The sequence below is a fragment of the Lachnoanaerobaculum sp. genome, assembly GCF_057250505.1.
On sequence record NZ_DBHIEQ010000003.1, the window covers coordinates 91,064 to 116,434 of the forward strand.

The window sequence follows — 25,371 nt, forward strand, 5'->3', positions numbered from 1 at the left end:
GTTACTATGCATAATATATTTTTGTATTAATGAAGATTATAATTTTAGTAAAATATATTTTATCAATATGAAAATTTTATCAGACTTTGTACATCAAGGAGGACTTTATGAAGAGAGTATTTAGAAATTCTGTATATAGTATTTTTAAAAGTCGAAAATTATATTGCTTAGATAGTATCATATGAAAACATTGCAGAAGCGGTAAGAATAATGAAATATAAAAGGGTAAATATGGGAAGAAATTTAAAGAAAATTATAAGCGGTATATTACTTGTATCTATGCTGTCTGTGGCAGGATGTAATAAAGGTGAGAGTAATGAAGGTAAACGTAATGAGGGCGTATCTGTTGAAGATACAAAGAAGGAAAAAAAGAAAGATAAATTTGAGCTTGCATTAGGTGAGATAAGTGATGATGTGTATCTTAGTAAGATGCTTGATTTGAAGTTTGACGCTAAGTCCCACAATATGGATATATATTATGAGGAAGGGCTTATCGGGGAAAATGACGACGCAGTATATGACAGAACCGACATGGATGAGGTAAAAGAAAAGATAGCGGACGGTGCATTAATCAGCGATATGGGAGCAAGTGATACAGACGGCCTCAGAAGCGTCAGTATTACGATACGTAAGGCTCCGGACTCTAAGACTTTAAACAATTATATATTTGATGAAAAGCGTGAATATGAGGATATGTTCAAAGAGGATGAGGAAGAATTTGACATGATGGAAAAGTCATATGTTAATCTTACAGACGGAAAGGTTGCAGGTAAGAAAATACCGGGTATTGAAATAAAGTCGGTATGGGAACATGACGGTGTCAGAGATACTATGTTTTATGAAAAGCAGCTGTTTTTAAAATACGGAGATTATATAGTGACTATAGATGTATCCGCATACGACTCTGATGATGCACAGAGTTTGCTGGACATATTTGAAAAGCCTGATGAGTCGGATTTTGAAAAAGCAAAGAACTCGCCTAAAGAAGATGAAACAAGAGAAAGTAAGTCTGAAAGAAGAGGCAAAAGAAAAAGACAAGAAGAAAACAGGAAAGAAACTAAAGGAAGTATTGAAGAAACAACAGAAGAAAGCAGTACCGCAGAAAGCAGTGTTGAGGAAAGTAAAGAGGATAAAGTATCGACAGGAGATTTTTGCGCAGGAGTAATAGAAGGAAATGTGTATACAAACAGTGCACTTAATATAAAAATAGATATTACAGGTAAACATATGGTCTTTGCATCGGATTATGAAATGGAACTTCTCGGAAGACCGTCAGGTATAGTGTCTGAAGAAGATAAAAAATATTATGTAGATAAAGGTAAGCCTGTGCTTGATATGGTTGCACATGATGTAACATTTGACAATACAATTCTTGTTTTGCTGGACGGTGATGTGGACTTATCAAAAGTGGATGAAGGTGAGGATTCATACTTTGATAAGGGCGAAAATGCACATGTAGAACGAAAAAAGGAAAAGATTAACTTTAACGGTAAGGAACTGTTATGTCTAAGTAAGGTGGAGACTAAAGATAACGGCAGCAAATATTATGAAAAATACCTTATCATACCTTATGGAAAATACACGGCGACCATAGGTGCAATGGGAAGCGATGAAGAATTTGTAAAAAATGCATTTAAGATGTTTACAATTGCAGAATAAATTATTTGGAGGAGACTATGAAGAGAGTTTTAAAATTAGGCATGGTAGCGGTTGCTTTATCACTTTGTTTTTCAGGATGCACTTCAAAATCCGATAAAAAGTCAGGTGAGACTGTCAGTGAATTCAAAGATGAAGACATTTCATTGGGGGAAGTGGTTGACGGAGTATATACAAGCAAAATGCTTGACTTAAAGTTTGACGGAAATGCAAATGATATGGATGTAATTGCTGAAGAGGAATTTACAAACAGGCTTGACGGCAAGGTGGTAAAAAGATCGGATATGGAAGCCGTACATGACAGACTTGATAAGGGCTATTATATAAGTGATATGGAAGCTTATGATAATAAGAACAAGGGAAATCATGTGGAGGTGGAGATATATAAGGATATACACCATGAGATGAAAAACGGCTTGGAAAATTATATTGACAAAGAGGTAAAAAAAGAAAGAAGTGAGCAAAAAGAGAGATTTAAAAATCCTAAAGTAGAAAAGACAACAAGAGATTTTCTGGGAGATAAAATGCTAAGTGTGGATGTTATCATAGATGAGGACGGCATAGAATCTGCCGACACCACATTATATAAGAAACTTGGTGAATACTTTATAGAAATTCGTGTAAGAGGTGATAATGCCGAGGATATTGACAGGTATTTGGGAATGTTTGAAAAGTATTCAGACTCAGGTAACAATGCAAAAAGCAGTAAATCAGATGAGTCAAATACAACAGATACAAAATCAGATACGGATACAAAAGCCGATACGGATACAGAATCCGTTGAGGATACAACCGAGGTTAACGACGCTGAAAATACTCTTGTGCTTGGAAGTATAAGTGATAAAGTTTATTCAAATAAGATGCTTGATATAAAGTTTGATATAAGCAAAACAGGTCTGGAATTTGTAAGTGATGAAGGGCTTAAAAATATGGGAAATGACGGCATAGATAAATCGGATTTAGCTGCTGTAAAGAAGCATATCGAAGAAGGTAAATCTTTTATAGATATGTTTGCAGTCGACAATAACGATACTACAAAGAGAATCAGTGTTTCATTGGCAAAAAATGATATGTTGATGCCTATGGATGAGTATTTGGACGTACAAAAAGAGACAATGGAAAAGCAGCTGAGTAAAGTCCCGAAAAGTCAGCTGAAAAGTTCAAAAGTAAAGAAATCGGATGCATATTTTCTCGGTCAGGAATTATCATGTTTGGATATTTACGTGGATACAACGGTTGGAAAACAGTGTCAGAAATATCTCTTCAGAGTAAAGGATGATTACATGATGATTATAGTATCAAGCGGCAAGGATGAAAAAGCGGCACAGGAAGGACTTGATTTATTTCAGCAATATCAGTAAATAAAATTTATGTGGTATACTAAAGCAAAAGTATATTTTGCATATAGGAGGAAAAATGAAGAAAAATTTTAAATTTATAATGGTAGGTGTTATTGTTTTGTCTGCACTTTCCATAACTGCTTGTAAAGGTAACAAGGTTGAGAGTAAAGCTGAAAATAAGACGGAGAGTCCTGTTGCAAGTACTGTAGAGAGCACCGCTGAGAGCGCAAGCAATGAAGATTTAAACGGTACATATGACGGCAGTGTATATACCAATAAGGCATTTAATATAAAGTTTGATGCAAAAGCTGTAAATATGGAGATGGTAAGTACCGAGGATCTTAGCGATATGCAAAAAAAGACTCATGATGACACATTAAAGATGTATGCACATGACACTGCAAACAGCAGCTCGGTACTTTTCGGACTTGTAAATATAACCTCGGATTTAAAAGCCTATATTGACGGAAATATAGCAAGAATCAATAAGGATAATGAGGGTGCAGGAGATATTAAGGCTGAAAGTACCACTGTAAAATTCTTAGGCAAAGATGCTCCTTGTATAAATGCAAAGTTGACTGCAAACGGTGTAACACAGTATCATACACAGGTATTTTTAGAGTCCGGAAAGGATGTATCCGTTATAGTTATAAATGCTAAAGACGAAAAGGTTATCAAAGACTGTCTGAATGCCTTTACAAAAGCGCAGTAACTTGGAGTATATATGTTTTGGGATAAGATAAAAGATGCTTTTTCATCCGAAAAAAGTGTTGATTATAATAAAGAAAACAAAGTAGTTAAGGGAAGATTTACCATGTTGGTAAAGGGTTGTAAAGACGAGGGAAGTATACTGCTTGAAGGTGATGTTTACGGTACTGTAAAAAAAGAGGATGTGACCGTACTGTTTAAAGATGGAAAAGTATCTCATCTAAAGATAGCAAGGCTTATAGACAGTGCAGGAAATGATTGCGAATCTGTTACGGATGCATATGCAAATATAGGGTTTGAAAGTATAGATAAGGGTGATGATTTTAAATACGCCTTGATTACAAATATAGACTTTCAAATAGAATCCGATGTGAACAAGGCTGTAGAAAATCCTTATATACTCGGTCTTTTATACGAATATGATAATAACTATAATGATGAAGACTTTATAAATCTGTTTTTCAGAGAGATGGTAATGTCACATTATCTGTTGCCTGTGAGAATGTCTGAAGATTTTAAAGGAAGCGGCAGTACGGTTTTGAAAAAAGATACAAAGATAGATATCTACGGTATCGAACTTCAAGGCGGAATAAATGCACTTCCCGTATTTACAGACTGGGTCGCCTTAAAAAAATGGTCGGATATGGGAGTTGCAAATTGGAAAATGGAAACAATCATCGAAAGCTTTCCCGATATTGTGGGATTTTTAAAAGGTGAAGGCGGATTTATTATCAATCCTTACGGTCCGCAGTCGTTCTATATGAATTCGGAAAATATCAATAATATAGTGAATTCATCCGGATATCAAAGTCAGTTCGGTGATGCCAAAATAGAAACAAAGGTCGCAAAGGGCGGAGAGAAAAATTTTTTGGGGTATCCGCCTGATAATGAAGAAGTAGCGGCTATAAAAAAGAGATTGGTCGCATTCGGAAATGCTCACAGCGAGATAAATTTAATAGATATGATGCTTAGAGTGGATGAGACAGGTACAAAGTCATATCTTATAATAACGGATATAGATGACAGCGATGTAAGAAAGTATTATAAAGATATTTATAACAGTTGCAGAGACCTTTTAAGAGAAGTGGTATATCTGGATTTTGCCACCTTAAAACAGGCGGATTTTGCTAAAGATGAGATGAATCCGACGCCACTGTATAAAAAGAGTTGATTATATTCAGGAGGAAAAAATGAGAAAAAAATTTAAACTTATAATGATTGGTATTTTGACGGTATCGGCACTGTCCGTTACAGCTTGCGGCGGTAAAGGGAACAAGGTGGAGACTACAACTGAAAGTACTGTAGAGAGCCAAGCGGCAACTACTGAAGAAGGCAGTGAGACTGCTGCCGAGAGTACTGCGGAAAGCGTCGGTGAGACTTCAAGTGCCGAAGCAGCAGATATAAAGGGTTCACTTAACGGCGATGTGTATACAAATGATGAATTCAATATAAAGTTTGATGCCAAGGCAGGCGGTATGGTAATGGCGGGTGCTGAAGAGTTCAAAACTATGAGAGAAATGTCAAGTGATGATACATTGGAGATGTATGCATATGACGACAGTTATACAAAAATAGCGATGTTCGGTGTTTTGAAGGATAATACAGATATTAAATCTTATATAGATGAGAATATAGCTACAATAAAGAAGGACAATGAGGGAATAGGCGAGAACAATATCAAGGTGGAAAGTTCTACTGTAAAATTCTTGGGAGAAGATGCTCCATGTCTTAATGCACAGTTGACTTCAGGCGGTGTAACACAGTACCATACACAGGTATTTGTAAAGTCCGGAGACCATGTGGCGGTAATAGCCGTAAACGGTTTGGATGAGCAGAGTATAAAGGACTGCTTAGCTATGTTTACGAAGGCAAAATAAAGTTTTAAAGGGTAAATTTTAAGTTTTTGCATTAGTATCTTAACAATTAAACAAAGGCAGGTTAAAAAAATATTTACATTTTAATCACATTGTTGTAATATTTTATCATAAAGCAATCACACAAAAATTTTACTATATGTAAAAAAGTATATTACATGGAGTATTGATATGAAAAAAAATATTTTTATACCTTTATTGTTTTTAACAGTGGTGATGACTGCCTGCAGTAACGGTGCCAAGAGTGAAACTACGGCAAGTACCACTGCGGCTGCAGAGACTACCACAGTTGCGACTACGACTAGTGAAGCTCCTACTACAGCCGAGACTACAACTCAGGCTGCGGTAATTGAGGAAGAGAGTTATGCGGAGGACGATATACAGTTTTACAGAGGAAAAAAAGAAAACAATGTATATACCAACAGCGTCTTCAATATCAAGTTTGATGCACCTGCCAACGGCTACAAGATGCAAAGCAGAGACAATATCGCACAGATGAGAGATATTTTCATCAAACAGTCAGGTATGTCACAGGAAGAGGCGGACAGCAGTATATATATGGATGTATATGCTACCAGTGAGAACGGCAAGGGTGTCAGCAGTGTGAATGTAGTCATAGAGAAGATGGGTACACCTTTTGAAAATGAGACCGAACTTGCAAAGGTAGTGGACAAGCTGCAAAGCCAGTATAAGGCTGCAGGTATGGTAAATGTCAGCGTTGAGAGCGATAAGGCGAGGTTTAACGGTAAGGAAACCATTGCACTGAACGCTACTGATACAAGCGGAGATTATACCGTATACAGAAAGCAGATTTATATCAAGTCCGGAAACTTTATGGCCATTATTACAGCGAGCAGTACTTCCGAGGAGAAGGCACAGAAAGCACTTGACGGATTTACAAGTTTGAATTAAACAAAAAAGTATAGTCTTTTGCGGCTATACTTTTTTATTGCTTTTAATTATTTGAAATTTGTTCTAAAATAAAGTGATATGTATAAAGAGGTAAAAAAACTATGAATAAAAGGCAGATTTCAGAGTCCATAGCGGTCGGCATATTTTTGGCACTTTCAGGCGGATTTATGGATGCATATTCATATATAAACCGTGGAAAAGTTTTTGCAAATGCCGAGACCGGAAATATTATATTGATGGCACTTAAGGTATGTGAGGGCAAGTTTTTTGAAGCTGTCAATTATCTGATACCTATAGTATCGTTTGCTGTAGGAGTTGGCATATGTGAGATGATAAAGTATAGAAAAGAAAGAATCAACATGGTGCATTGGAGGCAGATATTGGTACTGTTTGAGATATTTGCATTTATAGCAGTAGGATTTTTGCCGCAGGAAATGAACAGGGTTGCCAATTCCATAATATCTATGATATCCGGAATACAGTTTGCCACATTTCCTAAGATAAGAGGTACAGCCATGGCAACCACCATGTGTACAGGTAATCTAAAGACCGGAACCCAGAATATGTATCGCGGAATAAAGACCGGGGACAGATCCGCCATAGAAAAGGGACTTTATTACTATGTATGTATACTGGTCTTTATATTGGGAACTACGGTAGGATATTTTGCAGTGAAACTTATGGCTGAAAAGGCAATTTTTCTTGCAGCACTTGCAATGATAAATATTTTTGTAATGATGTTCAAAGAATTTGAAGATTGATTTGAAAGGAGATCTTTATGTATTATGCAAATGAAGACAGATATGAGAAGATGAGATACGCGTATTGCGGAAACAGCGGACTGAAGTTACCGCTTGTATCGTTAGGACTTTGGCACAATTTCGGTGATCACTCAAATCTTGAAAATATGAAGGAAATCATATTTGCGGCGTTTGACAACGGTATCACACATTTTGACCTTGCCAACAACTACGGTCCGGCTCCGGGAAGCGCTGAAAAAAATTTCGGCATTATCCTGAAAGAAGACATGGGAAAGTACAGAGATGAGCTGCTTATAAGTACAAAGGCGGGCTATACCATGTGGGACGGTCCTTACGGAGATTTCGGCAGCAGAAAGTATCTTATTGCAAGTATTGACCAAAGTTTAAAGAGAATGGGACTTGAGTATGTAGACATATTCTATCACCACAGAATGGATAAGAACACACCGCTTGAAGAGACCTGTGGAGCATTGGCACAGATAGTAAACAGCGGTAAGGCACTGTATGTGGGACTTTCAAACTATGACGGTGAGACCTTGGAGCAGGCTACAAAGATTCTTAGCGAGCTTCATGTGCCTTTCATCATCAATCAAAACAGATATTCAATCTTTGACAGAACTGTTGAGAACAACGGTCTTAAGGATATGGCGGCAAAGCTCAATAAGGGAATTATTTCATTCAGTCCTCTTGCGCAGGGACTTCTGACAGACAGATACTTAAACGGCGTGCCAAGTGACAGCAGAATAGCAACAGACGGAAGATTTTTAAAGACTGATAATCTTACAGAAAAGAAATTAAACGTCATAAGAGAGCTTAACGAGATGGCAAAGTCAAGAGAACAAAGTCTTGCACAGATGGCTCTGGCTTGGGTATTAAAAGACGGTATTGTGACATCGGTACTGATAGGCGCATCAAAGTCCGAGCAGGTGCTTGACAACATAGCGGCTATAAAGAATACAGAGTTTAGTGATGAGGAATTAAAAAAGATAGATAAGGTCGTTAAGGACAATGAATAAAAAAGTTCTTACAAAGCTTTTTTTGTCAACGCTATATTTAAGTGCATTCACCTTCGGAGGCGGATATGTGATAGTCACTTTGATGAAAAACAAATTTGTAGATGAATATCATTGGATTGAAGAAGAAGAGATGCTTGATTTGGTGGCAATTGCACAGTCCGCTCCGGGAGCTATTGCAGTCAACGGTGCAATAGTGGTGGGATATAAGCTTGCAGGAATAATCGGAGTGCTGGTGGCGACCGTTGCCACTATTATTCCGCCATTTCTTATAATATCCTTTATATCGGTGTTCTATACATTGTTTAGAGAAAACAGATTTATAGCGTATCTTCTTGACGGTATGCAGGCAGGTGTAGGAGCCGTGATAGCTTCAGTCAGTCTACAGATGGGATTTGATATCGTAAAAGAAAACAGAATAAATTTTGTGATAATGGCGGCAGTTTTTGTACTGAGTATGTATTTTAAAATAAATATAATATACATCATATTGCTATGTATTTTTATAGGCGTTATAAAGACTTTAGTACAAGCCGGAAGGAAGGCTGTATGATTTATCTGAAACTTTTTATAAGCTTTCTTAAGATAGGTGCGTTCAGTTTCGGAGGAGGTTATGCCGCTATGCCGCTTATAGAGAGCGAAGTGGTGAACACAAATCACTGGCTAAGTGCGGCCGAGTTTGGAGACCTTATTACAATATCACAGATGACACCGGGACCTATTGCGATAAATTCCGCTACATTTGTGGGTATAAGGATTGCAGGAGTGTTCGGTGCAATGGCGGCGACTTTAGGCTGTATATTGCCGGCTTTGATACTTGTGACTGTGATAGCATGGCTTTATATGAAGTACAAAAAAATGTCTATGTTACAGTCGATACTGGCCGTCTTACGACCGGCTGTAGTTGCGATGATTGCAATATCCGGTGTGAAGATACTGATGCAGGCATTCGGGCTTGATATGATGACAATAAAGAGTATCAGATTGCATATGATTGTGATATTTTGTGTATGCATGGTACTGTTGATAAAATATAATAAAAATCCGATATCGGTAATGGTTTTTGCAGGGGTGTTGAACCTGTTTTATAATGTCTTAACAGACTAAAAATATATGAGGAGCGTTTTAGAAACAAGATGATAAACAGACTTATAAATGAGCTTATGCATTATGCTTTATGTGAGCATTTGGTGGATGAAGATGACAGAGTATTTGTGACAAACAGTTTACTGGCTTTGTTCAATCAGGTGGAGTTTCATGAAGAAGAAATCAAAGAAGAAAGAGTGCTTGCGGATATTTTAAAGGATATGTGCGACTTTGCTCTAAAAGAAGGAATTATAGATGATGACAGTGTAACTGTGACAGACCTCTTTGATACAAAAATTATGGGGCTTTTGACACCTATGCCGTCTACAGTAAGGAGAGTATTTAAGGAAATATACGGTGTGGACAGCAAGCTTGCAACCGATTATTTTTATAAGCTTAGTAAGAGGTCAAACTATATAAGAGTGGACCGTATAGCAAGGGATGAAAAGTGGGTGACAGATACACAATACGGACCTATTGATATTACTATCAACCTTTCAAAGCCTGAAAAGGACCCTAGAGATATTGCAAAAGCGGGAGCGGCAAAAAAGTCAGGCTATCCAAGTTGCTTACTCTGCATGGAGAATGAGGGCTATGCCGGAACATTCTCACATCCTGCAAGACAGAACCTTAGAGTGATTCCTATAGCATTGGACGGTGAGGATTACTTTTTACAGTATTCGCCATATGTGTACTACAATGAACACTGTATTATCTTCAACAAAGAGCATAAGCCGATGAAAATTGAAAGAGCCGTATTTAAGAAGCTGCTTGAGTTTGTAAAGCTTTTCCCACACTATACTGCAGGCTCAAATGCAGACCTTCCTATAGTAGGCGGTTCTATACTAAGTCATGACCATTTCCAAGGAGGCGGATATGTATTTGCAATGGCAAAGGCGCCTTATGAAAGAAAATTTGTACTCAAAGGTTATGAGGATTTGAATGCAGGTATTGTAAAATGGCCTATGTCCGTTATCAGACTTCAGGGTAAGGATATTGACAGGATAGTACAGGCGGCTGACCACATTTTATCAAGTTGGAGAGCATACAGTGACGAGGCAGCTTTTATCTTCAGTGAGACTGATGGCACACCTCATAACACTATAACGCCTATTGCAAGGATGCATAAAGATTTGTATGAACTTGATCTTGTACTTAGAAATAATATCACTACAGAAAAGAGCCCTTGGGGTGTATACCATCCTTCTGCAGACCTTCACCATATAAAGAAAGAAAATATAGGCCTGATTGAGGTTATGGGACTTGCAGTACTTCCTGCCAGACTGAAAAGAGAGATGGAAGAGCTTGAGGAGTATATACTTGAAGGTAAGGATATCCGCAGCAATGAAGTGTTAAAAAAGCATGCAGACTGGGTGTATGAGTGGATAAGCAACTACAATATAGAAAAAGAAAACATTCACAGCATTGTGCAGGCGGAAATCAGCAAGGTATTTGTAAAGGTACTTGAATGTGCCGGAGTCTATAAAAGGGACGAAGAAGGACAGGAAGCATTTGACAGGTTTATAAAGACATTGTAAATTGTGAATAATAAAATATTAAGTTTATATTTATAAATCGTGATTGTAAGTCAATATTCTAATCATATATAATTAGAGTGTTGGCTTATTTTTTATAAAAAGTATGATAAACCGTTAAGAAGTGGAGCAATTATGAAGGAAAATAGAAACTATTACAAGAAAAAGATTTATCTTGCCTTACTGATCATTACATTTATTTTAGGTTTTGTAAGTCTGTATGAATATTACAGTGTGACGATTCACAATCCGTTCAGATTACTTTCCACCGTTTTATACGGGGTGATAAAGTTGTTTTTATTCACACCTCCTATAGCTACAGATGATAAAACAAGCTTTTTATATGAGATTGCAAAGTGGCTTGCACCGATACTTACATCCACTTTCATATTTACCAAGATTTCAAATACTTTGCTTCATATAAAGAATATATGGTTTAATAAGATAAGTGCAAATCATATCATTGTCTTTGAAAACAGTGTTATGGGAGAGACATTGATTAACAATCTTATAGACGATAAAAATTCTTATAAGATATCACTTATCTCAAAACATTTTATAGATGACAATCTTAAGAGTAAGTACGAAAAAAAGGGAGTGGCAACTTATCAGATAGACTTTGAAAAAAGTGATAAGAACGAGATAAGAGAGTTTTTGAATAATGTAAATATCAATAATGTAAAATATATGTTTTTCTGTTCGGATAAGGATTTGGAAAACTATGCCCTTTATATAAATGTGATAAAAAGGATAAAGCCGCAAAGACATATAGTCTGCTATATAAAGTGTGAGTCAAATACGGTGTCATCGTATATTGAAGATATGATTGTCTATGAAAGAGAAAAAAAAGAAAATCTGAAAAAAATAGATACTACACATTTCAATCAGACAGATTTGACTGTAAGAAAGATCATGTGTGAAAGTCTTGTAAATGAGAGTATCTCAAAGAGTATGGACTTATTATCTTCTATGGGAGATATAATCTCGTCAAAGCAGATAGATGAAAATATAAAAAGAATGCATATAGTAGTGATAGGTATAAATGAACTTACAGATACATTGTTAAAGTTCATTGCAAATGATATGACTACAAAGCTTACTGAAAATACGTTTATAAGTATAATGGATTATGATGCCGATACCAAGACAGAAAAGCTGTTTGCAGAAAATATAGGGTTAAAAAAGACCTTGGATTTTCATATAACGGACTTTAATAAAGTGCCTTTATATGAGAGTTTAAGAAGCATAAATGAGAGGCCTTCACTGATATTTTTGATGAATGAGGATGTGGTAAAAAGTCTTAAATACCTGAATATAATAAATAAGCAGTTTACTGATGTTGCAAAGATAATAAGAAATGTATCAAATATTGATTTGACCTATGCATTGCCTAAGGATGAAAATATAAAACTCTTCGGAGATGTTTCTCAGATTATGACAAGCGATATCCTTATAAGAGAGGCTCTGGATAATCATGCCAAGAAGTTTAATAACAGATATAACGAGTATTCACAGTTGCTTTTAATGGGCGGAGGCAGCAGTTGGAATGAGCTGTCATATGTAAAGAAGTCATCTTCAAGACTGTCGGCAATGCACGCGAGAGTGAAGGAAGATATATTAAGAAAAATATTCTTTGATAAGTCACAGGATTTTATAAAGAACTATTTGAATAAAAAGTTTAAAGAGTTTAAAGAATTGGAAGAAATCATGAAAACGGATAATGAGAAGTTCAAGATAGAGTTTTGTAAATTTTTGAAAGCCAATCCTGTACTTGATTTTCTTTCAAGTCTTGAGCATAAAAGATGGTGTAACAGCTATTATACAATGAACTTTGTATACGGAGAAAAAAAGGACGAGAATCTGAAGACACATCCGTGTTTGATAGATGATTGGAACAGAGTGCTGGGTGATAAGTTTGATGTATGTCATCCTGAGTATGATTTGTTATCGGTATTTACTTTGTTTTTGAGAGAGGATAATAATGGAAAAAGAAAAGAAGCATAGAACATCGTCTGATGAAATGCTGAATGCATCGTATGAGTACAATGAAGTCAGCTATAAGTATGACGCTTTTATAAGTTACAGACATGTGGAGCCTGACCAGACTGTAGCAAAATATGTTCATCAGATGATAGAGACTTTTAAGGCCCCGAAGGAGTTTTATAAAGATGGTAAAAGACCTGTTTTCAGGGTGTTTCGTGACAGGGAAGAACTTGCAGCAAGAGACCTTGGCACATCGATAGAAGAGGCACTTGCACAAAGCAGATATTTGATAGTCATATGTTCAAGGAGAACTCCGCTGTCCGAGTGGTGTCAAAAAGAAATAGAGATATTCAAAAGTTTACACTCTGAAGAAAGGATAATACCCGTACTTATAGAGGGAGAACCTGATGAGGCTTTCCCGAATCCTTTAAAAGAAATAAAAAATCAGGGCGAAGGACATGAGATACTGGCGGCAGATATAAGACCTGATTATATATTCTGTGATGAATTTAAATGCTATGAAAGTCTGCAAGACAAGCATAAATTAAATGAACTTACGAAGCAGTCAATAAACCTTTTAAAGACCGAAAAGTACAGAATAATGGCAACTATACTGGGTTGCAGTTTCGGAGATTTGAAGCAAAGGGATAAGGAAAGAAAGAATAAAAGGATTTTGAACCTCTCTTTATCTGCAGGTGCGGTATTTTTGATATTCGGAATATTTATGGCTAATGCTTATCACAAAGCGGAAGTTGCAAGACAGGAGGCGGTGCAGTCAAATGCAAGTATTTTGATGAAGACCTCAAAGGACTATGTAGGTGATGGCGACTATTTAAAAGCCGCTCTTGTCGCAAAAGAGGCTATGAATCCTATAAGCAAAAATATGAAGCATTACAATACTTTAAAGGCTGAAGAGTTCTCCATATTCAACAGCGTCATATACCACGGCGGGGCTTCCACACTTACAGTGATTCCCACAAAAAACAATATGACCTATATGGCATTAAGCAGTGATGAGAAATATGTTGCATACGGTCTGGATAACAATAACACCGCTATAGCAAGTGTGGAAAACGGAGAAATAATAAAGGAATTTGAGGGGCACAGTCAGCAGGTAAAATTGTTAAGTTTTTCTGCGGATGATAAGTATCTGGCATCGGCTTCATTTGACAACACCTGTATCATATACGATATCAATACAGGCGAACAAAAGGCGGTACTTGATATAGTAGGTATTCCTATGATGATACGGTTCTCAACGGACGGTACAAAACTGTTCTATGCCGTATTATATAATGACAATACAGTATTTTATGTATATGATACCGGAAACTTTGAAAAGCAATCTGAATTCACGGTTGAAGGTCAGGTTAAATCTGCGGATATAAAAAAAGACGGCAGTGAGATACTTATAACATTGAATACAAATACTGACGACCAGGTTACAAGAAGAAGTCTAAAAGACGGAAGTATAATAGACGTTATACCGAAGATATCCGAAAAAAATATTATTACACAAGAGGATTCTTACAAGCCATATAAATCTGCAGCCTATTCAGCCGACGGTCAAAATATACTATTGCTTACAGATACTGAGATAATAAAGATGTCTTTTGACAAGCAGGAAGTTTTTAGAAAAGATATGTATATAAATCCTGATGATAACAAGGTTATATATGAAAGTGAAGGTGGAGAAAAGATTGCCGTAAAGTCAAATACAAAAATATATATATTGGACGGAAACACCGGAGAAATATCGAATGAGATATATTTTGAAAAACTTAACCTGAAATATTATGTTTACAATCCTGATACAAATACTGTAGTCGGTTTTGGAGAAAACGGAAATTATTCAATATGGAAGGATAAGGCGATTGTAGAGGATAATCTGAAATACGGAAGCGGTACACCTGTCGAATTCAAGTTCTTAAAAGATGGAAGCAAGATATTGGCAAACTCACATGAGAGTCAGGCAATAAAGATAATTGATTTAAAATCCGGAGTCTCATCAGAATCAATATATGCAAGGATAATGGCAAATTCAAACGATTCTTCAAAGATGCTTTTGTTTGACGGAAAAGATGTTTTACTTTCAAGCGATGACGGAAAGACAAGGAGCAAGATAAATGTGGACGAGTCCACAATAGACGGTGTTGCACCTGACAGTAAGTACTATAAGATATCAAATAACGGCAGATACTATGCGACCGTTGTCACGGCATTAAACAGTGATAAGCCTGTACTGAAAGTATATGATCTACAGGAAAATGACAATAAACAATTTGAGATGGACTCATTTTCATCGGTATTTACATTTTCAAATGACAGTGAGCAAATATTGTTGGCTGACGGTAAAAACGGACTCAGAATATTTGATTCAAACAGTATGGAACAGGTGAAAAGCTACAGTGATATAAAAGATGATTCGGGAAAGATGATATTATCACCGGATTCGAAGGTACTTGTTTTCAATAATATATCAGGTACGGCTTCAATATATAATCTTGAAAACGGCGAGCATATTGATGATGTGGCGGGAGAAGTACTGGATGTTCAAAACACCGGAGATGAGATAAAGCTTAAAGGAATAAAGAACAATACCGCATTTACATGGAGCAATAAGAGCGGTCTTGTCACATGGGATATGGATGATGCCTGCAGGCAGACTCCTCTAAGTTTTAACGATGTAAATATGTATAATGCAAATACAGATTTGCTGATGATGATCAGAAATAATGAAAATGACAGAAAGTGCTATATAGTAGATTTTTCAACGGGAAAGGTCAGAATGACTTTAAATTCCGCAGTAAAAAAGTATACCGTCAACGGTCATATCTCACCTGACGGTAAGCTTATAGCTATAGACCAGAACTACTATTCAAATTATGACAGCAAAAGTGCAAAGACCTCGTATTATATGGAGTCCAAGGTATATAAAATGTTGAGTGAAGACGAAGTCTCAAAGGAAGTAGACAATATACTTGCAGGAAGAACACTCACACAGGATGAAAAAATTCAAATCGGTATAAGTACAAAGTAAAGAGGGGCTGTCGAAAACGACAGCCGCTTTTGTTTTACCATATATGAAGTATATGTTGCATTAAAAGACTTACTGCGGTAATACCTACCCAGCATATGCCGCCAAGTATAATAGGCTTGCCGCCTGATTTGATAAGCTTTATAAGATTGCTGTTAAGCCCGATTGCAGCCATTGCCATAATGATACAAAACTTGCTTAGGTCCTTTAAAGGTGCGAAGGAGTGTGAAGGTACACCTGCACTTAAAGCAACAGTAGTGATAACGGATGCGATAATAAAAAATATTATAAACATCGGAAATGATCTTTTAAGGCTGAAACCGTTCTGATTATCCTTGGACTTTTTTGCATTGATTATTGCAAGCACCAAAGTAATGGGAATGATTGCCAGAGTTCTGGTAAGCTTTACCGTAACCGCCTTATCAAGAGTTTGAGTGCCCAGCTTCCACATACTGTCCCAAGTGGAGGCTGCGGCCGTAACGGATGAAGTATCATTTATTGCAGTTCCAGAAAATATTCCGAAAGCCTCTCCGCTCAGAGTATCAAATCCAATCATTTTTCCAAAAACAGGAAAAAGCAGTGCAGCCAATACATTGAAAAAGAAAATAACGGATATCGCCTGCGCCACCTCGTCATCGTCCGCATTTATTACAGGTGCTGTTGCCGCTATGGCGGAACCTCCGCATATTGAAGAACCTACGCCCACAAGTGTAGAAATATTACCGGGGATATTCATCAGCTTATGTAAAATAAAGGCAATGATCAGTGCAGTGGATATTGTGCAAATGATTATTGGGAGCGACTGTTTGCCGGTTTGAAGTACAACACTCAGATTAAGACCGAACCCCAGAAAAACCACAGCCGCCTGCAAAACATATTTTGAAGTGAACTTGATTCCGGTTCCTGCCTTACCCTTATCATTCCAAAAAAGTGTAATAACCATACCTGCAATAATCGCAATCACCGGACCGCCGATTATAGGAAATTTCTTCCCCAGAAACCACGCAGGCAGAGCAATGAGAAAGCATATAAGCATACCGAATAAGTTTTTTGATAACAAAGATTTTATTGAATTCATCTTAATGTCCTTTCTGAATTTTATAGTATGATTATAGTACAATGAGGGGAGAAAATCTAATGGAGAGAAGAAATTGAAAAAACTTTTTAGTTAGCTATTTACATTTTAAAAACAGTAGGCTATAATCAAAATAAATTAACTCCCATTTTCAGTTTAATGTAAAAGGAGTAATGTAAAGTTTTCTGTTTACTGTATCTTTACATAATCAACATAGAATCGTTCCAAACTGGAATTATTTTGTAAGAAGGAGGAGTATGAAATATATTGTAAAATTGGAACTGAAAAACCCTGTAATAAAAAGTGATTACAGGAGGATAATTATCAGCTTTTTTAAAAAGGCAATATCATCATATATGGACGGATACTTCTATGAAGAGCTGTATCAAAGCGGTGCAAAGAAGAAGTCTTTTGTGTGGTCAATAGCTTTTAATAAGCCGGTATTCAAAGGTGAAAAAATGGAACTTGAAGGTAATGAAGTAAATATGACCTTGAAGTTTGAAGAACAACAGACAGCACTGATTTATTATTCAAGCTTACTTATGATGAAAAATAAGGCTTTTCCTATAGGAGATAATAATGAGATGAGCCTTAAAAGCATTAAGATGATAAGTGAAAAGGATATAGCAGAGGACTATGCAGTATTCAAAGTTTTGTCTCCTATATGTTTGAAGTGCCATAGCAGAGAAAATAATAAGGACAGATATCTGACAGTTGAAGATGATGATTTTGCAGTAGAATTGGAAAGAAAATTAAAAGAAGATATTCAGTATATGTATGAAGAAATTGACAATCTGAAGTTTGACTTAAGTAGTCTGAAAAAGATTATAGTACCTGTATACGGGATTAAAATACCTGTAACAATAGGAAATTTTATAGTCTCAGGTGATAGAAGAATTCTTAATCATATACTTAAAACAGGACTGGGATCAAAGAGAAATTCAGGCTTCGGACTGGTAGAACAGGTTGTCTAAGGGGGGATTATGATTAGCATATTAGAATTTGAAGAAAATTCCGTCAATTACAACCGTAGAATTGAACCTTCGGACTGGAGATACTCTGCTGCTATTGTCGGTATGGTAAGGTTTTTTAAAGACAGAAATATACCATATACTATAAAGGGGAGATACCTTTATTACAATTTTGAGGATGTATGTAACGATGGAAAAGATTTCGAGGGGGATAAGGAATATCTTTTATTTGCTGAAAAATGGTTCTCCGATAAGATGCATCATAATGTGGTTTATAAAAGATTGTGTCGAGATCAGTTTACAGAAGAGGCAATAAAAGAAGTAAATGATAAGCTTTCCGTAGATATAGTTGTTATGAAAGAGGTTTTCAAAGGAATTAAGTTTGATGGTACCAATGGTACACAAATCAAACAATTAATTGATGATAATAGACTTAAGCTTATAAAGGGTATATTCCGTAATGCTAAGAGCGGATATAAGAAGTTTATCAATACTTCAAAATACAGGAGTGAAAGTGCAGATGTATGTCGTTTGCTTGGATTTTGTGTAGATACAGGAAGAAAGACAAAATCAATAGGATTTTGTTTTGATAAGGATTCAAGAACATTTAACGATGAAATTGAATTTGATTTTATTCCTTTTGCTTTCTCAAGAAGCGGAAGTTCCGTATTTATAAATAACAATACGTCCATAGACTATCTTTTAAAAGCCAATGATGAGATGGAGTATTTTCTTTCAGAGAAATTTGAAGAACAAAAAACATGGAATTCGGTATTTTACAGCTACTCTGAAGGTGCAGGTTTTATAGATTACGATGTTGAAGTAATAATAAAAAATACTGAAACAGATTATTATGAGAGTATGTTTGTAAGACAGAATGCAATCACAATTTTTGAAACAATATCAAAGAACAGTGAGTTTTCAGAATCTTTGAAGAATGTTTTTAAAAGACATGTGAAGGTAAATGAAAATTATTATATCAATGTAATGGGGGAGGTAACGAACAGTATACTGAATGAACTCAGTCTGGATGATTTGATAGAAAGGCTGATGAAGGTGGAGTATAACACTGATTCAAATACTCCTGATACTTACTGTCTAAGCCGTCTCATTTACATTAATAAAATTATATATGAAACAAGGGAGGGAAATATGGAAAAAACACCGGAGTTTAAAGGCTCAAGTGCAGCCGCATCACAGGTAGTACAATATTTTATTACAAACAGGCAGGAAAATAAAATCAAAGGTTATCAGCAGAGACTTGCAAACACATTGATTTCAAAAGATTATGGTCGCTTTATTGAAATAATGTTACAGTTGTCATCATATACAGAGGTACCTTTCGTATTTATGCATAAGCTGATACAGGACTTTGAGGCAAACAAAAATTTGGCATATAATTTTATAAATTCGCTTATTGTAAGCAGTAAAAGAAAAGATGATACTCAAGAGGGAGGAAAGAGTAATGAAAAATAAGGCTTTAACTTTAACAGTGGTAGCAAGTATGACTTCAAACTATGGAGAGGGACTTGGAAATGTAGGAAGTGTTCAGAAGGTATATAAGAACGGCAAGGCTTATGCTATTCGTTCAAGAGAAAGTATGAAAAATGCCATAATGGTACAGAGCGGTCTTTATGATGATTTAAAAGTGGAGCAGGATGGAAAAGTAGATCAAAAGGCTGTGTCAAAGGATATAAATGTGGCAAATAACAGAGCCTTGGAGGGCGGTTATATGAGTACCATAGGTGACAGAAAGATTAGAAGAAGTTCTTTTTATCTTACAGATGCCATTTCATTTTATCCGTTTGTAAATGAGACAAGATTCCATAATAATCTGTATCTGGCACAGACATTTGCTAAAGAGAACGGTATAAACATTCAGGAAAAAGCTGCAAATGCAGGGCTTATGCCTTATCAATATGAATATGACAAGTCTTTAAAAAGATACAGTATAACCATTGATTTGGATAAGGTAGGAATTGATGAAAACTATGATACCAAGGCTGAAAAGTCAGAGAGGGCATATAGGGTAAAGGCTCTCCTTAATGCGATAAAAAATCTTTCTATGGTTGTTAGAGGAAATATGGACAATGCGGAGCCGATATTTGTAGTAGGCGGTATAGGAGATAAAAAGACTCACTATTTTGAAAATGTGGTTCATATAGAAGCAAACAAACTGAAGATAGAAGAAGATTTAAAAGCTAAGCTTAAAGAGGGATACAGAGCTGCTTTGTTAAAAGGCTACAACTTCGAAAATGAGAATGAAATAGAAGCCGAACTTAATGCAGGTGCTGTAGATGAATTCTTTGCAAACTTGAGCAAAGAGGTGGATGAATATTATGAAAGCATTGAGAATTAAACTTAGACAAAATCAAGCTTCATATACCAGAGAGGAAACAGTCAACAATCGCATGACCTATCCGCTTCCTTCGTTTTCAACAATTATAGGGGCTTTGCATAATGCCTGCGGTTATACATCCTACCATGATATGAAAGTAAGTGTGCAGGGAAAGTATAGAAATATGCAAAGGGAGCTTTATGTAAATCATGCACTGCTTAACAATCTGGAAGATGACAGAAGTATACTCATATATAATCATAATCCGGATGCATTAAATACAGGATTTATTAAAGTTGCAGAAGCTTTAAAATCTCAGGGCAACAGCTTCAAAGACAAAAAGACTATACAGATATTTGATGAAGATAAGCTGGAAGAGTATATAAGTATAAAAAATATTGCAGTTGAACTGAAAACTGAGGCCAAAAAGCAAATTGATGATAAAGAGAAGGCATGGAAGGAAGAAAAAAAGCTTATAAAGGATAGGCTAAGTAAATTTGAAGCAAAATCTGATGAAGCCCTGGAGCTTAAAAAAGCTATGGATGAAAAAGACTCAGAAATAAAGACGCTGAAAGCTGATTATAAGAAAGAGTTTTTTCAAAAAGTAGATGAGCCTTTAAGCCATTTTAAGACCTTGACTAAAAGCGTGCAGACTCAGGAAGTGCTATATGATGTTGAACTGGTTATTCATATAAGTGCCGAGGAAGAGGTATTGAAGGATATACTTGAAAATCAAAACAATTTTGTTTCGCTTGGTAGAAGTGAGGACTTTATAGAACTTTTGGAAATGAAGGAAGTTGAACTTAGCCAAGGTATAGATGGTGAGTATGAATTATCTGACGGATATTCCATGTATGTAAATATTGACTGTATAAACATAGATGATCCTGAAGAAGGGGATTACTTCCTTGCAAGAGAAGGTACAAAAAAGCCTGCAAAGGGTACTATATACTATGTGTCAAAGGACTATAAAATAGTAGGAAAAAAACGGGTATTTAATAAAATACCCTGTCTCTTTTCTTCAATTATAGGAATCGGGGGAGATACAAAAAATTATATATATGATCCTGACGGAAAGTATATAGTAAATTTAAATTAAAATTAAAATGTTTACTCATAGTTGTAAGTGGATTTAATTCATTTATTCTGATATTTGGACTTAAGCTTAAATGAATATAATAAGCTTAAGTCCATTTTTAAACACAAAAAGGGAGGTATGAGATGGAAATAAAGGATGAACTGGCGGAGATTTATAAAAAATATAAGGCAAAAGAAAATGAGACAATTTATGAACATACAAACAATCTGCTTTTAAAACTTGAAGAATTAAAAGGTATAGTTGATATGGAGGATATTGATTTAATTACAGAGGCTTGTATATTCCATGATTTTGCAAAAGTAAATCCGTTATTTCAGCGAAGACTTGAGTCGGGGAAAAAGATGGATGAGAACAAAGAGATAGGACATAATATTCTTTCTTTTTATATGGCAAAGAACTATCTTGAAGAATATAGCAAAGAAGATAGGAATATAATTCTATACGCTATATTAAATCATCATAATTATGTTGATAATTTTGAGACTGTAGATAAAAAACAGGATTTGATAAGTGCTAATTTAAAATCCATATCCACTGAAGTATTTAAAGACGATGAGATAGATTTTTTTAAAAATATAGGCTTAAGGGAATTGGCTGTAATTAGAAAACTTAGAACTAATCCTTCAAAAAAATCAATACTTGTAAAATGTTTTTTACATAAATGTGATTATGCGGCAAGTGCACATAGTAAAATTGATATGCCGAATATACATTTGGAAAGCAGATTGGAAAAGCTGAAAGATGAATTTGTCGGTAAGGGATTTTCAGACGGTTGGAATGAGATGCAGAGATTTGCAAAAGAGAATACAGACAGTAATTTAATACTGATAGGTTCTACCGGACTTGGAAAAACAGAGGCTTCTCTTTTGTGGATAGGGAATAATAAAGGTTTTTATGTGCTTCCGTTAAAAACTGCAATAAATGCAATGTATAGAAGAATTAGGAATACTTTATATAAAGATGATTATGCAGAAAATCTTGGGTTGCTTCATGGTGAGCTTGAAAATATATATTTAGAAGACGAAAGTCCTGCTACAGTAAGCAGTGAAACTGAAGAAAGCATGAAGTTTTGGGAGTATTATGGACTTACCCGTGCTATGTCACTGCCGGTAACAATAACTACTCCGGATCAGGTATTCAGATTTGCTTTTAAATATTGTTCCTATGAATTACAGCTTGCTACTTACAGCTATTCAAAAATGGTTATAGATGAGATACAGGCATACTCACCCGATATATTGGCGACCCTTATATATTCTTTACAACTTATAGATATGGTGGGAGGTAAGTTTGCAATTACTACAGCGACATTGCCGCCTTTTATAAAATATTTGTTACAAGAGGGTATAGATAAAAAAATAGAATATAAAGAAAAAAAGCCCTTTTATAATGACAAGATAAGACATAGAGTAAGCCTAAGAAACAGCACTATCAATATAGATGATATCAAAGACTTTATAGAGGATAAATATTATCAGGAGAGTATGAAACTTTTGGTTGTGGTAAATACGGTAAGAAAAGCACAAAGTATTTACAGAGAACTTAAGTCATGGCTTGATGAAAATGATATTGAGATAGAAATGAACTTGCTACATTCAAAATTTACAGTACAGCATCGAAGTGAAAAAGAGGATGCTATATTGAAGGATGGTGAAAGCAAATGTAAAAAAAGAGTTCTTTGGATTTCCACACAGGTAGTTGAAGCGAGTCTTGATATCGACTTTGACTATTTATTTACAGAATTATCTGACTTGAGCTCTCTATTACAAAGGCTTGGAAGATGTAACAGAAAGGGATTAAAGTCTGTAGATGAATTTAATTCGTATGTATATCTTGATATAGATGAAAATTTGCTTATAAAGTACAGTGATAATAATGCATATACCTCAGGTGGAATTATATATAAATCCTTGTATGAACTCAGTAAGGCGGCATTACTTGAATGGGAAACTGAAAATAATACCGGGCTATTTTCCGAAGCGGATAAAAACAAGCTGATTGAGAATTATTTTACTAAGAAAAAGATAGAGGAATATGATAAGACGTATAGCAGTATTTTTACCGAATATCTTAGAGAATATAAAAGAATGTATAAGCATCTTGTGGATATAATACCTGACTCAAAGAAAATTAATGAAGTAACCAAGGAGTTTAGAAATATAATCAGCAGAAGAGTTATTCCGCAGTCAATATATGAAGATAAACAGGAGAATATTATTGGAATAATTGATGAAATTGAAGAAAAAAGAAAACTTATAGGAAGGACAAAAAGTACACAGGAAAAACAGAAACTAAGAGTAGATATACTTCGCTTAAAGAACGAGTTTAGAAAGTTCACATTAAACATAAGTTTAAAGGAACTGGACAATGATAAAGACTATTGTGTGGTGGATAATGAGAAAATTATTATTTCCACACGAGTTTATAATAAAGAGTATGGGATAATAAAAGAAAAAGAGGGCAGTGGCAGTATATTTTTATGATGTATGAAAAAATCACAGGAGTAATGATATATTATTATTTTGTATGCAGAAGAAAGCTTTGGCTGTTTCATAATGATATATCTATGGAAGATGAGAATGAGCTTGTACAGATAGGAAAATTTATAGATAGTAATTCATACTCATCTGAACGAAAGCATATAATGATAAATGAGGAGATAAATATAGATTTTGCAGAGAGTTCAGGGGTAATTCATGAAATCAAGAAAAGTAGGAAAATCGAAGATGCGTCTGTTTGGCAACTTAAGTATTATTTATATTATTTAAAGCAATACGGTGTGGAAAATATTGAGGCAAAGCTTGATTATCCGCTGTTAAAAAAGACTGTAGATGTTAGTCTTACAGAACAGGATGAAGAAAAGCTTGAGCAGATACTTGAGAATATCAAGGTGATAATTAAATCGGACTATATACCTGAATGCTTAAACAACAATATATGTAAGAAATGTGCATACTTTGATTTGTGCATGATATAGGAAAGAGGGGGAAATGAAAAACAGTCTATATATTTATCAAAACGGTGAGTTAAGTCGAAAAGACAACACATTGAGGTTTACCGGTGAGGAAGGTGCAAAAAAGGATATACCTGTTAACAGTATTTCAGAGATTTATTTTTTCGGTGAAGATACAGTCAATACCAAGCTCATCACTTTTTTGGCACAGAATAATATAATGGTGCATTTTTTTAATTATTATGATTTTTATGTGTCAAGTCTTGTACCGAGAGAAATGAAAGTCTCCGGAAAGCTGTTGGTAAAACAGGTTGAATATTATACGGATAAAGAAAAAAGAATTGAACTTGCAAAAGAGTTTGTAAAATCAGCAGGTAATAATATCTATAGAAATCTTCGCTACTATAACGGCCGCGGTAAAGATGTAAAGGATGCAATGAATGAGATAACATATTTGCTGAAAGAAGTAGACGGTTGTGACAATATACAGCAGCTGATGGGAGTTGAAGGTAATATTCATAAAGTCTATTACAGCAAATGGAATGTAATCATAGATCAGGAAACGGATTTTACTACTAGGGTTAAGCGACCGCCTGATAATATGGTAAATACTCTGATTTCATATATAAACAGTCTGGTGTATACGACAGTACTGGGAGAAATATATAAGACACAATTGAATCCTACAATAAGCTATTTACACGAGCCGGGAGTGAGCAGATTTTCACTAAGCCTTGACATTGCTGAAATATTTAAACCGCTTATTGCAGACAGATTGATTTTTTCTTTATTAAATAAAAATCAAATAAAAGAAAAACATTTCTCGAAGGGACTTGATTACCTGCATTTATCAGAACAGGGTTCTAAAATAATATTGGCGGAGTACGATAAGAGACTGAAACAGACCATAATGCATAAGGAACTTGGTAGAGAAGTCAGTTACAGATACTTAATAAGACTTGAATGTTATAAGATGATAAAACATCTGTATGATGAGAAAAAATATGATGCTTTTGTAATGTGGTGGTAA

Annotated in this window: 21 protein-coding genes; 20 read left to right on the forward strand and 1 reads right to left on the reverse strand. The window is 35.3% G+C overall.

Annotated elements, in window-relative coordinates; translation table 11 throughout:
• The first annotated feature begins 231 nt into the window (after positions 1–231).
• From ACO6FI_RS02410 to ACO6FI_RS02470, 13 genes are all read left to right on the forward strand, one after another.
• A complete protein-coding gene (locus ACO6FI_RS02410) occupies positions 232–1,659 on the forward strand; it encodes a hypothetical protein (protein ID WP_485455940.1) in 1,428 nt (475 codons plus the stop codon).
• 17 nt (positions 1,660–1,676) lie between these two features.
• The gene (locus ACO6FI_RS02415) at positions 1,677–3,017 is read left to right on the forward strand and encodes a hypothetical protein (RefSeq protein ID WP_485455941.1); all 1,341 of its coding nucleotides are present in this window, start codon (positions 1,677–1,679) and stop codon (positions 3,015–3,017) included.
• A gap of 55 nt (positions 3,018–3,072) precedes the next feature.
• Positions 3,073–3,708 (forward strand): acyl carrier protein, encoded by a 636-nt coding sequence (locus tag ACO6FI_RS02420; protein ID WP_485455942.1) that lies wholly within the window; start codon positions 3,073–3,075, stop codon positions 3,706–3,708.
• Between the two features lie 12 nt (positions 3,709–3,720).
• A complete protein-coding gene (locus tag ACO6FI_RS02425; RefSeq protein WP_485455943.1) occupies positions 3,721–4,875 on the forward strand; it encodes an SseB family protein in 1,155 nt (384 codons plus the stop codon).
• Between the two features lie 19 nt (positions 4,876–4,894).
• Entirely contained in the window at positions 4,895–5,581 is a 687-nt protein-coding gene (locus ACO6FI_RS02430) for an acyl carrier protein (RefSeq protein WP_485455944.1), read from the forward strand.
• A 168-nt stretch (positions 5,582–5,749) separates the two neighbouring features.
• On the forward strand, positions 5,750–6,490 hold the full coding sequence (locus ACO6FI_RS02435; protein ID WP_485455945.1) for a hypothetical protein: 741 nt from the start codon (positions 5,750–5,752) through the stop codon (positions 6,488–6,490).
• Positions 6,491–6,591: 101 nt separating this feature from the next.
• A complete protein-coding gene (locus tag ACO6FI_RS02440) occupies positions 6,592–7,251 on the forward strand; it encodes a YoaK family protein (RefSeq protein WP_485455946.1) in 660 nt (219 codons plus the stop codon).
• Positions 7,252–7,268: 17 nt separating this feature from the next.
• A complete protein-coding gene (mgrA, locus tag ACO6FI_RS02445; RefSeq protein WP_485455947.1) occupies positions 7,269–8,267 on the forward strand; it encodes an L-glyceraldehyde 3-phosphate reductase in 999 nt (332 codons plus the stop codon).
• On the forward strand, positions 8,260–8,817 hold the full coding sequence (locus ACO6FI_RS02450; RefSeq protein WP_485455948.1) for a chromate transporter: 558 nt from the start codon (positions 8,260–8,262) through the stop codon (positions 8,815–8,817). Before mgrA ends, ACO6FI_RS02450 begins: the two co-directional genes overlap by 8 nt.
• Entirely contained in the window at positions 8,814–9,371 is a 558-nt protein-coding gene (locus ACO6FI_RS02455; RefSeq protein ID WP_485455949.1) for a chromate transporter, read from the forward strand. The genes ACO6FI_RS02450 and ACO6FI_RS02455 overlap by 4 nt, the downstream gene beginning before the upstream one ends.
• A gap of 29 nt (positions 9,372–9,400) precedes the next feature.
• A complete protein-coding gene (locus ACO6FI_RS02460; protein ID WP_485455950.1) occupies positions 9,401–10,888 on the forward strand; it encodes a UDP-glucose--hexose-1-phosphate uridylyltransferase in 1,488 nt (495 codons plus the stop codon).
• A 132-nt stretch (positions 10,889–11,020) separates the two neighbouring features.
• Positions 11,021–12,889: a hypothetical protein gene (locus ACO6FI_RS02465; RefSeq protein WP_485455951.1), complete on the forward strand. Its 1,869-nt coding sequence runs from the start codon at positions 11,021–11,023 to the stop codon at positions 12,887–12,889.
• Complete coding sequence (locus ACO6FI_RS02470) at positions 12,867–15,908, forward strand: TIR domain-containing protein (protein ID WP_485455952.1); 3,042 nt, start codon at positions 12,867–12,869, stop codon at positions 15,906–15,908. Before ACO6FI_RS02465 ends, ACO6FI_RS02470 begins: the two co-directional genes overlap by 23 nt.
• 34 nt (positions 15,909–15,942) lie before the next feature.
• On the opposite strand, the gene ACO6FI_RS02475 is transcribed toward ACO6FI_RS02470, so the two are convergent.
• The gene (locus tag ACO6FI_RS02475) at positions 15,943–16,983 is read right to left on the reverse strand and encodes a YeiH family protein (protein ID WP_485455953.1); all 1,041 of its coding nucleotides are present in this window, start codon (positions 16,981–16,983) and stop codon (positions 15,943–15,945) included.
• Between the two features lie 254 nt (positions 16,984–17,237).
• Between ACO6FI_RS02475 and cas6 the strand changes: the two genes are divergently transcribed.
• The 7 genes from cas6 (at position 17,238) to cas1b (ending at position 25,371) form a co-directional block, all read left to right on the forward strand.
• Positions 17,238–17,954, forward strand: coding sequence for a CRISPR-associated endoribonuclease Cas6 (cas6, locus tag ACO6FI_RS02480; protein WP_485455954.1), 717 nt, complete (start codon positions 17,238–17,240; stop codon positions 17,952–17,954).
• Between the two features lie 9 nt (positions 17,955–17,963).
• Positions 17,964–19,427 carry a type I CRISPR-associated protein Cas8a1/Csx8 gene (gene cas8a1 / locus ACO6FI_RS02485; RefSeq protein WP_485455955.1) on the forward strand — a complete coding sequence of 488 codons (1,464 nt, stop codon included), beginning with the start codon at positions 17,964–17,966 and terminating at the stop codon, positions 19,425–19,427.
• Positions 19,417–20,310 (forward strand): type I-B CRISPR-associated protein Cas7/Cst2/DevR, encoded by an 894-nt coding sequence (gene cas7i / locus ACO6FI_RS02490; RefSeq protein ID WP_485455956.1) that lies wholly within the window; start codon positions 19,417–19,419, stop codon positions 20,308–20,310. The genes cas8a1 and cas7i overlap by 11 nt, the downstream gene beginning before the upstream one ends.
• On the forward strand, positions 20,291–21,388 hold the full coding sequence (cas5, locus tag ACO6FI_RS02495) for a CRISPR-associated protein Cas5 (protein WP_485455957.1): 1,098 nt from the start codon (positions 20,291–20,293) through the stop codon (positions 21,386–21,388). The genes cas7i and cas5 overlap by 20 nt, the downstream gene beginning before the upstream one ends.
• Positions 21,389–21,510: 122 nt before the next feature.
• On the forward strand, positions 21,511–23,871 hold the full coding sequence (cas3, locus tag ACO6FI_RS02500; RefSeq protein ID WP_485455958.1) for a CRISPR-associated helicase Cas3': 2,361 nt from the start codon (positions 21,511–21,513) through the stop codon (positions 23,869–23,871).
• The gene (locus tag ACO6FI_RS02505) at positions 23,868–24,365 is read left to right on the forward strand and encodes a CRISPR-associated protein Cas4 (RefSeq protein WP_485455959.1); all 498 of its coding nucleotides are present in this window, start codon (positions 23,868–23,870) and stop codon (positions 24,363–24,365) included. Before cas3 ends, ACO6FI_RS02505 begins: the two co-directional genes overlap by 4 nt.
• A gap of 13 nt (positions 24,366–24,378) precedes the next feature.
• Complete coding sequence (gene cas1b, locus ACO6FI_RS02510) at positions 24,379–25,371, forward strand: type I-B CRISPR-associated endonuclease Cas1b (RefSeq protein ID WP_485455960.1); 993 nt, start codon at positions 24,379–24,381, stop codon at positions 25,369–25,371.